9 protein-coding genes (1 of these 9 only partly in view) are annotated in these 11,867 nt (G+C 74.1%); 4 read left to right on the forward strand and 5 right to left on the reverse strand.

The window, feature by feature from the left end:
- The 3 genes in view from E6J59_02265 to E6J59_02275 are tightly spaced (each overlapping or abutting the next) and all read left to right on the forward strand, a layout consistent with a single transcriptional unit that may run on beyond the window.
- Nucleotides 1-1,208, forward strand: the 3' portion of a protein-coding gene (locus E6J59_02265) for an AAA family ATPase (GenBank protein TMB23295.1). Its footprint begins 142 nt before the window's first position; 1,208 of the gene's 1,350 nt are visible here — the last part of the coding sequence; its start codon lies off the left edge, out of view; the stop codon is at nucleotides 1,206-1,208.
- Complete coding sequence (locus E6J59_02270; protein TMB23296.1) at nucleotides 1,205-2,083, forward strand: DUF58 domain-containing protein; 879 nt, start codon at nucleotides 1,205-1,207, stop codon at nucleotides 2,081-2,083. The genes E6J59_02265 and E6J59_02270 overlap by 4 nt, the downstream gene beginning before the upstream one ends.
- Complete coding sequence (locus tag E6J59_02275) at nucleotides 2,080-6,399, forward strand: VWA domain-containing protein (protein TMB23297.1); 4,320 nt, start codon at nucleotides 2,080-2,082, stop codon at nucleotides 6,397-6,399. Before E6J59_02270 ends, E6J59_02275 begins: the two co-directional genes overlap by 4 nt.
- 20 nt (nucleotides 6,400-6,419) lie before the next feature.
- Here E6J59_02275 and E6J59_02280 read toward each other — a convergent pair whose 3' ends face one another.
- The gene (locus E6J59_02280; GenBank protein ID TMB23298.1) at nucleotides 6,420-7,118 is read right to left on the reverse strand and encodes an acyl carrier protein; all 699 of its coding nucleotides are present in this window, start codon (nucleotides 7,116-7,118) and stop codon (nucleotides 6,420-6,422) included.
- Nucleotides 7,119-7,485: 367 nt separating this feature from the next.
- On the opposite strand from E6J59_02280, the gene E6J59_02285 reads away from it, so the two are divergent.
- A complete protein-coding gene (locus tag E6J59_02285; GenBank protein TMB23299.1) occupies nucleotides 7,486-8,451 on the forward strand; it encodes an AAA family ATPase in 966 nt (321 codons plus the stop codon).
- Nucleotides 8,452-8,475: 24 nt separating this feature from the next.
- Here the strand turns inward: E6J59_02285 and E6J59_02290 are convergent.
- From E6J59_02290 to E6J59_02305, 4 genes are all read right to left on the reverse strand, one after another.
- Nucleotides 8,476-9,607, reverse strand: a protein-coding gene (locus E6J59_02290) for a peptide chain release factor 2 (protein TMB23303.1) whose coding sequence is annotated in 2 segments (ribosomal slippage) — nucleotides 8,476-9,546 and nucleotides 9,548-9,607 — 1,131 coding nt in all. Because the reading frame shifts where the segments join, the coding sequence is not laid out codon by codon here.
- Nucleotides 9,608-9,636: 29 nt separating this feature from the next.
- Entirely contained in the window at nucleotides 9,637-11,208 is a 1,572-nt protein-coding gene (lnt, locus tag E6J59_02295; GenBank protein TMB23300.1) for an apolipoprotein N-acyltransferase, read from the reverse strand.
- Nucleotides 11,199-11,567 (reverse strand): rRNA maturation RNase YbeY, encoded by a 369-nt coding sequence (gene ybeY / locus E6J59_02300; protein TMB23301.1) that lies wholly within the window; start codon nucleotides 11,565-11,567, stop codon nucleotides 11,199-11,201. Before ybeY ends, lnt begins: the two co-directional genes overlap by 10 nt.
- Before the next feature lie 115 nt (nucleotides 11,568-11,682).
- On the reverse strand, nucleotides 11,683-11,867 hold a 185-nt coding region (locus E6J59_02305), incomplete at its 5' end, for a PhoH family protein (GenBank protein TMB23302.1).

The following is an 11,867-nucleotide window of genomic DNA, read 5'->3' on the forward strand; positions in this document are numbered from 1 at the left end:
CTCGCCGCGCGCGTCCGCGCGCTGGGCGGCGGCCCGGCTCCCCTCTTCGGGGAGGCGCCGCCGCCCGCGCCCGACGCCCGCCCCGACCTCGCGGCCGCGCAGCGGCGCGACGCGCCCGTCCCGAAGATGGGGGTGCCCCCCGCGTACGAGGCCGCGGTGCGTGCGCTCTTCGCCCACCGTCGGGGCGAGGAGGCGCCGTGACCCCCGCCGTCGCCGAGGCCGCGATCCGCGACTTCCAGGAGGTCTTCACGGCCGTGCGGCGCGAGATCGGCAGGGTGGTGGTCGGCCACGAGCGCGCGATCGACGTCATCCTGACCGCGCTCTTCGCCGGCGGCCACGTGCTGATCGAGGGCGTGCCGGGCATCGGGAAGACGCTCATCGTGCGCTCGCTCGCCGAGGCCCTCAACCTGACCTTCAACCGCGTGCAGTTCACCGTCGACCTGATGCCGGCCGACATCACCGGCACGCGCGTCATCAACGAGGGCGCCGACGGCCGCCGCGAATTCGTCTTCGTCCCCGGGCCGGTCTTCGCTCACATCCTGCTCGCCGACGAGATCAACCGCGCCACGCCGAAGACGCAGTCGGCGCTGCTGGAGGCGATGGCCGAGCAGCAGGTGACGGTGGCCGGCACGAGCTATCCCCTGGCGCCGCCCTTCTTCGTGCTCGCGACGCTCAACCCGATCGAGATGGAGGGCACCTACCAGCTCCCCGAGGCGCAGCTGGACCGCTTCCTGTTCAAGGTGCTCCTCGACTACCCGTCGGCGGCGGAGCTGGAGCGCATCCTGGGCGAGACCACGGCGGCCGAGCTGCCGGCGGTGCGCCCCGTGCTGCCGGGTGAGACCGCCGCGCGGCGCGTCGAGGAGCTCAAGCACCGCGTCCGCCAGGTGCTGGTGGCGCCGCACATGGAGCGCCACGTGGCGGCGCTCGTGCGCGCCACGGTGCCGGCCGCTGGCGACCTGCCCGAGCCCGTGGCGCGCCACGTGAGCTACGGCTCGAGCCCGCGCGGCGGGCAGGCGCTCATCCTGGGCGCCAAGGTGATGGCGCTCCTCGCCGGGCGGCCGCACATCACCTTCGAGGACGTCGAGCGCGTGGCCCTCCCGGCGCTGCGCCATCGCCTGGTGATGAGCTACGCGGCCGAGGCCGCTGGCGTCGACGCGGCCCACGTGGTGGAGGGCGTGCTCGCCTCCGCCCGGCGCGCGCGCGCATGAACCTCGAGTACCTGAAGCGCCTCAGTCTGCGCCTCCGCCGCGGCATGGGCGACCGCCCGGGCGACCGCCGCTTCCCCGGCCGCCCGCAGGCCGCGGGCATCGAGATCGAGGCGCACAGCGCCTACGTGCCCGGCGACGACCTCCGTCACCTCGACTGGAATGCCGTCGGCCGCCTCGATACGCTCCTCGTGCGCCGTTTCACCGCCGAGCGCGAGGTGGTCGTGCACCTGCTCGTCGACGCGAGCGCCTCCATGGCCGTGCCGGCGCGTGACGGGAAGCTCGCGCTCGCGCGGGAGCTGGCGCTGGCGCTCGCGTACGTCGCCCTCGGGGCGAACGACGCGGTGCGGATCGCCGTCCTCCCCGGGGACGGCGCGACGCGCGTCTCGCCGCTCCTCCGCCAGCGCGGCAGCCTCGGGCGCGCGGCGGCGCTGCTCGCCGCCGTCGCACCCGGCGGGCGGCTCGAGCTCGGCGCGGCGCTCGAGGTGTACGCGCGCGAGCATCCGCGCCCGGGCCTGGCGATCGTCGTCTCCGACCTGATGATGGAGCCGGCCGAGGTCGAGCGCGGCGTGCTCGCGCTCCGCGCGCGGCGCTACGAGGTCCTCCTCCTGCACGTGATCGGCGCGGGCGAGCTCGACCCCGGACGCGAGTTCACGCGCGGGGTCCTCACCGACGTGGAGACGGGCGCGACGCGCCCGGTCGTGCTCACGCCCGCCGCGCGCGCCCGCTACCGGGAGCTGCTCGCGGAGCACCTGGGCGCGCTCGCAGCGCTCGCCGAGCGCACCCGGGCCGTCTACGCCCGCTTCGCAACCGAGGCGAGCGTGCGCGAGTTCCTCTCCGTCGAGCTGCCGCGGCTCGGCGTGCTCGTGCGGCGATGACGCTCGGGCTCGCCAATCCCGCCGGCGCCCTCGCGCTCGCCGCCGTCGGCGTGCTGGTCGTGCTCCACCTCTACGGCCGCCGCCAGAGGACGGTGCCGGTCGGCACGCTCTTCCTCTGGCGGCGCGTCCCGGCCGAGCCGCTCGACCGCCGGCGCTTCCGTCCCGACCTGCTCTTCGTGCTCCAGCTGGTCCTCCTGCTCGCGCTGATCGCCGGCCTCGTGCGCCCCTACGTCGAGAGCGCCACGCCCGCCGCCGAGCGCGTGCGGCTGCTCGTCGTCCTCGACGTGTCGGCGAGCATGCAGGCGCGCGAGGACGGCGGTACGCGCTTCGAGCTGGCGCGGCGGCGGGCACGCGGGCTGGTGGCGCAGCTCCTGACCGGCGACGAGGTGATGCTGGTCACCGCCGCCGAGCGCGCGCATGTGGTCCTCGCCTGGACCGTCGATCACGCCCGCGCCCAGGACCGGCTCGAGGCGCTCGAGCCGCTCGACACGCCCACCAACCTGGCCGCCGCCCTCGAGCTGGCGCTCGGCGAGCTGCACGCCCGGCCGGAGACGCAGGTGGCCGTGCTCACCGACCTGGCGCCCGAGGCGAGCGGCGTGGCGCGCACGGCGCTCGCATACGTCGACTGGATCCAGATCGGCCGCACCGATGACAACGTGGCGATCACCGGGCTCAGCGTGGACGTGCCGCCCTTCCGCCCCGTCGGCGACGCGACCGCGACGGTGCTGGTGCGCAACTACGCACACGCGGAACGCCGGGTCGTGGTCGAGGCGCGGGTGGGCACGCGGACGTGGGCCAGCCGGCAGCTCGCGCTCCCGCCGCGCGCGAGTGAGCCCGTGCTGCTGACCGACCCGCCCGCCGCCGGCGAGCTCGGGGTGACGCTCGCGGTGGACGACGCGCTCGCGGTCGACAACCGGGCGGTGGCCGAGCTGCCCGAGAGCCCGCCGCTCGAGGTGCTGGTCGTCTCCGCCTCGCGCGAGCTGGCGGCGGCGCTCGGCGAGCTGGCGGTGAGCGTCGCCGGGAGCCGGGTGCGGGCGGTGGAGCCCGAGCGGCTCGCGGACGCGGAGCCCGCGCGCGCTGTGATCTACGATCGCTTCGTGCCGCCCGGGCCGCCGCGCGCCGAGCCGGCGCTCTACCTGGCGCCGCCGGCCGACAACCCGGTCTGCCGGGGCGTACGCACGGTCGACGACGCGGCCGTCATCGACTGGGACGTGGACCACCCCGCCGTCGCGGGCCTCGACGGCCTCCAGGCGCTGGCGCTCGAGCACGCCGTCCAGCTCGTCACGCCGGGCTGGGGAAGTGCGGTCGTGCTCGGCGCGACGGCGCGCGGCGCCTTTCCACTCCTGGTAGCGGGCGAGCGCGACGGCCACCGTCTTGCTTGCCTCGGCGCGGACCTGGCCGGCCCGCTCGTGTCCTCCGACGACGTGGCGCTCCTCCTGCTCGTCCTCTCCACGCTTCGCTGGCTCGCCCGGCCTCCACGTCGCCGGAGACCCGCCCGTCGTGCTCGCCGAGCGCACCGGCGTCTACCGCGTCGGCGGGCGCGTCGTGCTCGCCAACCTCTTCGACGACCGCGAGTCCGACATCGGCCGCAGCGGCGGCGGCGAGTGGCCCGCGACGGCACGCCCCGCCGCCGCGAGCCCCGCCGGTGCCGTCCGGCGCGAGTTCGGCTGGTGGCTCTACCTGGCGGCCGCGGCGCTGCTCGTGCTCGAGTGGAGCGCGTGGCAGGCGCGCCGCCGGAAGGGGGGCGCGTGACGCTGCCGTTCGGAGCGGGTGAGCTGCGGGTCGCCTCCCCGCTGGCGCTCGCGGCGCTCCTCGCCCTGCCGCTCTTCCTCCTGGATGCGTCCCGCTTTCGCCTGGCCGCGCTGTGCCGCACGCTCGCCGCCGCGCTCGTGATCCTGGCGCTCGCCGGCCCCTCGCGCGAGCGCACGCATCCGGAGGCGGGCGCCTGCGTGGTCGCCGCGATCGACGTCTCGGCGAGCGTCGGCAGTGCGGCGCGCGAGACCGCGCGCGAGTTCCTGGCGCAACTCGTGCCCGCGCTCGGGGCGCGCGACGCGATCGGCGCCGTCGCCTTCGCGGGACGCTCGCGCGTGCTGGCACACCCCGTGGCCGGCCGCCCGCCGCTCGACGCGCTCGTGCCCGGGGACGACGTGGACGAGCTCGAGCCCGACGAGACCGCCCTCGCCGCTGCCCTCGCGCACGCGGCGGCCCTCTGCCCCGACGACAGGCAGGCCGCGCTCGTCCTCTTCACCGACGGCAACGAGACCGAGGGAAGCCTGCTCGCCGAGGCGGCGCTCGCCGAGCCGCGCGTGCCGATCTTTCCGATCGTCCCGCCGCCGGCGCGTCTCCCCATGGGCGCGGTCCGTCGCCTGATCGTGCCCCCGCTCGCGCCGGCGCACGCCGTGCTGCCGCTGGAGGCGGTGGTGGAGAGCCGCGCCGCCGCGCCGCTCGCCGCCGCGCTCGCGCTCACCGTCAACGGCGAGTCGCTCCTGCCCGTGCCGCTCGACCTGCCGCCCGGCGTGAGCGCCGTCCGGCTGCCCTATCGCTTCGCGAACGCCGGGGCCTACCTCCTCGAGGCGAAGCTGCTCCTCGCGCCGGGCGCGCCGCCGGCGCCGGGTGCGGTCGCGGCCGCCATCACCGTGACGGGGCCGCTCCGCGTCCTGGTGGTGAGCGAGCGCGCGCAGCCGGTCGTGGCCCTCGCGCTCGCCAAGCGCGGCATGGACGTCGAGGTGACGGCGCCCCCCGGCCTGGCCGCGCGCACGCCGCGTCTCGCCGACTATCACCTGGTCGTGCTCGAGGACGTGGCGCGGGCCGGCATCCCGGAGCGCGCGCTCGACGCGCTGGCGGGCTGGGTCGCCGGGGGCGGCGCGCTCATCGCCGCGGGCGGCGCGCATCTCTTCGGCGACGGCGGCTTCGCGGGCACCGCTCTCGCGCGCGTGCTGCCGGTCGAGCTCCAGTCGCAGCGCCCGGAGCCGAAGGAGCGCGAGCCGATCGCACTCTACGTCCTGCTCGACCGCTCGAACAGCATGGGCTTCGCGAGCGGTCCGAACCTCCCGTACGGCGCCAAGATGGAGTACGCGAAGCGCGCCGCGCTGGCGGTCGTGGACCAGCTCGGCCCGCACGATCTGGTGGGCGCCATCGCCTTCGACTCCGAGCCCTACGAGCTGAGTCCACTCCTCCCGCTCGCCGAGGGCCGCGCCGCGCTCACGGCGAAGATCCGCCAGCTCCAGTACGGCGGCGGCACGGACTTCAAGGAGGCGCTCGACCGCGCGCGCCGGAGCCTGGTCGCCGCCGGGCGGCGCGTCCGCCACGTCATCCTGCTGACCGACGGCGACACGAACCGCAGCGCCCCCGACCACGACGACCTGATCGCCGACCTCGCGCGCGACGACGTGACGGTGACGACCATCCGCATCGGCGACGACACGGTGCACCTCGACCTGCTGAACAGGATCTCGCGCGCCACCGGCGGCGCCTTCCACCACGTCGAGGACGTGCAGGCGCTCCCGCAGCTCATGATCAGCGACACGCAGCACCTGATGGACGCGGCGGCGAACCGCCGCGACGCGCCTCCGCGCGTGGCCGCGGGGGGCGCGATCCTGGCCGGTATCGCGGAGGACGAGCTGCCCAAGGTCTCGGGCTGGGCGATCACGCGCCTGAAGCCGGGCGCCGAGGTGCGTCTCTGGGTCGAGGCCGGCGAGCGGCAGGATCCGCTGCTCGCCACCTGGCAGTACGAGCTCGGCCGGACCGCCGTCCTGCCGATCGACTTCCAGGCGGGTGGCGCGGCGTGGCCGACGTGGCGAGGGTTCGCGAAGCTGTGGTCGCAGCTCGCGATGTGGGCGGCGCCGCGGGGGCTCGCGGCGGACCGCCACCTGGAAGCGCGGCGCCTCGGGGAGGGGATGCTGCTACGCCTCACGACGGTAGGGGACGACCCCGGACCGTTCCTGCTGCGGGTGGCGGAGGCGGGCGAGGTCGTGCTGCGGCCGACCGGGCGGCGCACGTTCAGCGCCATCGTGCCCGCGCTGGAGGCGGGGGCGCATGCGGCCGTGCTGGTGGCGGGCGGGCACCAGGAGCCGGTGGAGGTCGTCGCGCCGATGCGCTCGGCGAGCGGGCGGGAGCTCAGAGCGGCGGCCCCCAACCTCGCGCTGCTCGAGAAGGTCGCGCGGCTCAGCGGGGGACGCGTGGGGGCGGCGGCGGGGGAGATCCTGGCGGCGCGGCCGGGGGTGGCGCGCGAACGGCTGCCGCTCGGCGCGTGGGCCGTCACGCTCGCGTTGGCGCTGATCCTCGCGGACGTCGCCGCCCGCCGGCTCCTGCGCTGAAGGCGTTGGGCGCGGCCGGGTCAGCCAGCGCGTTGGGCAGCCTCGGGATAGTGTGCCCGCGGCTGGCCGTGCCGGCGCACGGTGACCCGGATGCCGCGCTCCGCGAGCCAGGCGAACTCCTCGCGAAGCTCCGCGAGCCCTGCGTCGCTCACGTTCATCGGCACGCTCACCTCGAGACGGGAGCCGGGGCCGCTGCGCACCGCATCCTGGACGATCGTCTCCGTGGTGTAAGGCGTGAGCCAACCGCCCCGCAGGAGATCGCCGTTGGCATGGCGGGACGGCGGAACGATGCGCACCCAGACGAAGACCGGCTCGCGGCCGCTCTGGGCGTCCGCCTCCGCCACCCGCCGCTCCTCATCGAGACGCTGGATGGCATCGACCAGGTCCCCGTACGTGCCGATGCCCTGCAGCACCCGTTCGGGGACCTTGATGCCGAACTCGTCCTCGAAAGCGAGCCACAGCTCGACGAGATCGAGAGAGTCCGCCGCAAGGTCGTCAGCGAGCGAGACCTCGGGCGTCAGCTCTTCGGGACCGACGCCCAGTTGGGTAGCGACCACCCGCTGCACCCGCGCCTCCACGGACTCGGCGGGAGCACGCCACCGCGCCCCGATGCTGCTACCCTCGGCGAGATGGCCGAAAAGCCGGCGGAGCGGGGCGACCCGTTGCGGTTCCGCGGGCTCGCGCCGGACGATACCCCTCCAGATCCCGTCCAGGATCATTGCCCTGCCTTCCGATTCCCCTGGCACTGCGGCGTCTCAAGCCACGCCAGGAGCAACTTCGGTCAAAGAGAGGGAGGGAGGCACCGGCGCGGCGTCCACGGGTACAACTGCTAACCTGCAGAGCTCTCCGAAGAACAGTGACCGTGCCTTCTCTTCGCATCCCCTCCTCAAGTCATTCACCCGTGGACGCCTCGCCCGGTAACCACCAAGCGTGCCCTATTGCACGCCCAGCAGGCTATGCCTGTCCCCAACGGGGCAAGCGCACGGTACCGGAGCAAGAGCGATGCCGCGCTCCGGCGCCGGCAAAACAGGCAAAAAAGGGGAAGCTCTTGCGCTCTCCCCCCTGGACGTTTCATAAGGTTGCGTCATGCCGCACGACATTCTGCGACGACCAGCGGATCTGCGCCTCCGGAACTTCCATGGGATCTATACCGTCGCCCCGGAGATGGAGGCCCTGTTCGTTACGCTGCAGCGCGTCGCGCGCGCCCACTGCACCGTGCTCGTCGGTGGGGAGACCGGGACGGGCAAGGAGCTGGTCGCCCGAGCCGTCCATGCCGAGAGCCCGCGCCGGAAGGCGCCGTTCCAAGCGGTCAACTGCGCCACCTTCTCGCCGACGTTGCTCGAATCGGAGCTCTTCGGCCACGTGCGCGGGGCCTTCACCGGGGCGGTGCGCGACCGGGAGGGTCTCTTCGCGCTCGCGAACGGAGGCACGCTCTTCCTGGACGAGGTGGCGGAGATCCCCCTCGACGTGCAGGGCAAGCTTCTCCGCGTGATGCAGGAGAAGAACTTCATGCCGGTGGGCGCGACGCGCCCGGTCACGGTGGACGTGCGCGTCATCTCGGCGACCAACAAGAGCCTGCGCCGCGAGGTTGCGGAAGGCCGCTTCCGCGAGGACCTGAGCTATCGCATGCGGGTGGTCCCCATCTCCCTACCGCCCCTGCGTGATCGCGAGGGAGACATAGCGGCGCTGTTCTGGCACTTCGTCGACCGGATGAACCGCGGAGGGCTGCGGCAGATCGACGGTGTGACGCGGGCAGCAATGGATGCGATCCGCAGCTACCCGTGGCCCGGCAACGTGCGCGAGCTGCGCAGCGCGGTCGAATACGCGTTCGTCGTCGGCGAGGGGCCTCACCTGGAGGTCGACGACCTCACCCCGGAGCTGCGCGGCCAGCCGACGCCGGGGACGCCGAGCCTGTCGCTGGCTGACGCCCACCGCGAGCGCCTGCTGAAGGCGCTCGCCAAGCACAAGGGCCGCAGGGCCGCCGCGGCGGAGGAGCTCGGGATCAGCCGCTCCACCCTGTGGCGTTGGCTCTCCGTGTACAACCTCCGCTGAGTTGCGGGCCAGGCAGCGCGCGCGTCAGCCCGCCGCCGGCGCCGCCGCGCTCTTCTCCCCTCCCGCCTGCGAGCGCAGGTACGCATCGATGAACGCATCGATCTCCCCGTCCAGCACCCCGTCCGCGTTCCCCACCTCCGTCCCGGTCCGGTGGTCCTTCACCATCCGGTAGGGATGCAGCACGTACGAGCGGATCTGATGCCCGAAGCCGATCTCCTTCTTCCCCTTCGTCAGCTCGGCCATCTTCTCTTCCTGCTTCTCGCGCTCGAGCTCGTAGAGGCGCGCCCTCAGGATCTTCATCGCCATCGACTTGTTCTTGTGCTGCGAGCGCTCGTTCTGGCAGGCGACGACGATGCCGGTCGGGAGGTGGGTCAGGCGGACGGCGGAGTCGGTCTTGTTGACGTGCTGGCCGCCCGCGCCGCTCGACCGATACGTGTCGACGCGCAGGTCCTCGTCGCGAATGTCGATCTGGATGTCGTCCTCGATGTCGGGCAGCACGAGCACGGAGGCGAACGACGTCTGACGGCGCGCGTTCGCGTCGAAGGGTGAGATGCGGACCAGGCGGTGCACGCCCGCCTCGGCCTTCAGGTAGCCGTAGGCGTACGGGCCCTCGACGGTGAAGGTGGCGCTCTTGAGCCCCGCGCCCTCGCCGGGCTGGTGCTCGAGCAGCTCGGTGCGGTAGCCGCGCCGCTCGCACCAGCGCAGGTACATGCGGAGCAGCATCTCGGCCCAGTCCTGGGCCTCGAGGCCGCCTGCGCCGGAGTGGATCTCGACGATCGCGTTGCCGGGGTCGTGCTCGCCGCCGAGGAGCTGCTTCAGCTCGAGCGCGGCGAGGTCGGCCTCGACCTGCTCGACCTTGTCACGCAGCTCGCCGAGAGCCTCGGTGTCGCCCTCCTCGGCCAGCTCGAGGAAGACCTGCGCCTCGTCGATGCCCTCGCGCTGCCGCTTGTACTGCGCGATCGCGTCCAGGACCTGCGCGGTCTCGCGCCCGACGGCCTGCGCCCGCTCGGCGTCGCTCCAGAAGCCGGGCGCGGCGGCCTGCTCGCTCAGCTCGGCCGCGCGCCGCTCGAGGCCGGGGAGGTCAAAGGTGCCTCCCGAGCGCACGCACGCGCTCGTCGAGAGCGCGGACGCGCTCCCGGAGCGCCGCGAGCAGCATCGGATCGGTCGCGACCGGCTTCTCCGCCATCACCGTCGTCCTCTCAGCGCACCATAGCCGATGGCCGCGAGCGAGGCGAGCGCCGACGCCCACGCGAACACGTCGCCGAAGCGGGTATAGAAGGTCCGCACGCCGGGCCAGCCGATCTGCTCGACCTGGACCAGTGGCTCGAAGAGCGGGCTCTGCCAGCGGATGCGGCCGTCGACGTCGATCACGGCGGAGATGCCCGTGTTGGCGGCCCGCAGGAGCGGCACGCGGCCCTCGATCGCGCGGAAGGTCGCCTGGGCGAGGTGCTGGTGCGGCGCGGACGTCGGACCGTACCACGCGTCGTTGGTGACGTTCACCAGGAAGTCGGCGCCGCGGGCAACGAAGCGGCGGGTCACGGCCGGGAACACGTCCTCGTAGCAGATGGCGACGCCGAAGCGCGCCCAGGGCAGACGAAACACCGTCGGCACCAGGCCGGGCACGACGTCGCCCACCGCCTCGACGACGCGGCGGACGAAGAAGAGGACCTGCGCGTAGGGCACGTACTCGCCGAAGGGCACGAGCTGCATCTTGTCGTAGGTCGCGACCTCGCGGCCCTCGGGCGAGACCAGGTAGGCGCGGTTCAGCTCCTGGATCGCGCCCGACGCGGCCTGCCGGAAGGCGGGGCTGCCGAAGAGGAGGAAGACGCGGTTCTTCTCCGCCGTCTCGAGCACGGCGTCGCGCAGCGGGCCGGGCTCCTGGAAGAAGAAGGGCGTGGCCGTCTCGGGCCACACCACCAGCTCCGCGCGCTGCGCGGCCGCCTCGGTGGTGAGCGCGCGGTAGCGCGCCAGAATGTCCTCCTGGTACGCGGGGTCCCACTTGTGGGCCTGCTCGACGTTGCCCTGCGCGACGGCGATGCGCAGCGTACCGGCGGGCGGGCGCCGGGCGAGCGCCGCGACCCGCCACTGCCCCCAGAGCGGCACGCCGACGACCAGCGCCGTGAGGGTGACCAGGGCGGGCACCAACCGGCGTGGCGACGCGCCCTGCAGCCCGGCGATAACCATGTTGAAGAGCACGAGGATCGCCGATACGCCGTACACCCCCGTCACCTCCGCGATCTGCACCAGGTCGTGGTGGCGATACTGCGAATAGCCGAGCGCGGCCCACGGAAAGCCGATGAAGAACCACCCGCGCAGCCACTCGAGCGCAACCCAGAGGAGCGGCGCGAGCCAGAGGGCCGGAAGCCCGCGCGCCTCGAGCCAGCGCACGCCCGCGACGAACGCGGCCGTGTAGCAGGCGAGCACGCTCGCCATGAGCGCGAGGATGCCGACGGCGACCACGAACGGCACCGCGGTGTAGTTGGTGATCGTGTAGGCGACCCAGTAGACGGTCGCGAGGTAGAAGACGAAGCCGCCGAGCCAGCCGACGCGGAACGCCGAGCCCGGGCGGAGGCCGCGCGCGGCGACGAGCAACGGCACGAGGCCGATCCAGGCGAGCGGCTCCAGGTCGCGCGCCGGGAAGGCGGCGGCGAGCAGCACGCCGCTCGCGGCCGCGAGGAGCGAGCGCGTCCCCGGTCGCCAGGGCTGCTCGGCGACGGCGACCAGCGGCGTGCCGTTCGCGCCGACCGCTACAGCCATCGGGCGAGCGTGCGCTCGCGCCGCTGCATGCGCCGCGCCTCGGCCGCCGAGCGCTCGTGGTCGTAGCCGAGGAGGTGGAGGAGGCCGTGGATGAGCAGGCGGTCCGCCTCGCGCCCCAGCGTCTCGCCACGCTGTCGGGCCTGACGCCGCGCCGCATCGACCGAGATCACGACGTCGCCGAGGAGGCCGCCGGGCGCGCCGCCCGGGCCCTCGCGCTGCGCGAAGGAGAGCACGTCGGTCGGCCGGTAGCACGACGGAGAGCTCGGCGCCGTCGAGCCGAAGGGCGCGCAGGAGCCGCCGCGCGTGCCGGGCGAGGCGCGCGGCCAGCGCGGGCGGGCGCCGGCCGCGCTGCACCACATGGATGCGGGGTAGGGGCAAAGCCGAGCGAGGCTTCGCCGAGCGAGGCGCGGGGTCTGGGGGCATCGGAGGAGCGCAGCGAGCGTAGCGAGCGAGCACCGCACGGGCCCCCGGAATCTATTGTCCCGCCCGGTCGTAGGCGGTGATGATCTCCTGCACGAGCGGATGGCGTACCACGTCGCGCTCGGTGAAGCCGATGAAGCGGATGCCCGGGATGTTGCGCAGGATCGCCGCCGCCTCCTTGAGCCCCGAGGCCTTGCCCGCGGGGAGGTCGATCTGCGTCACGTCGCCCGTCACCACGG

It is taken from the genome of Deltaproteobacteria bacterium (assembly GCA_005879795.1).
Taxonomy (GTDB): Bacteria; Desulfobacterota; Binatia; order DP-6; family DP-6; genus DP-6.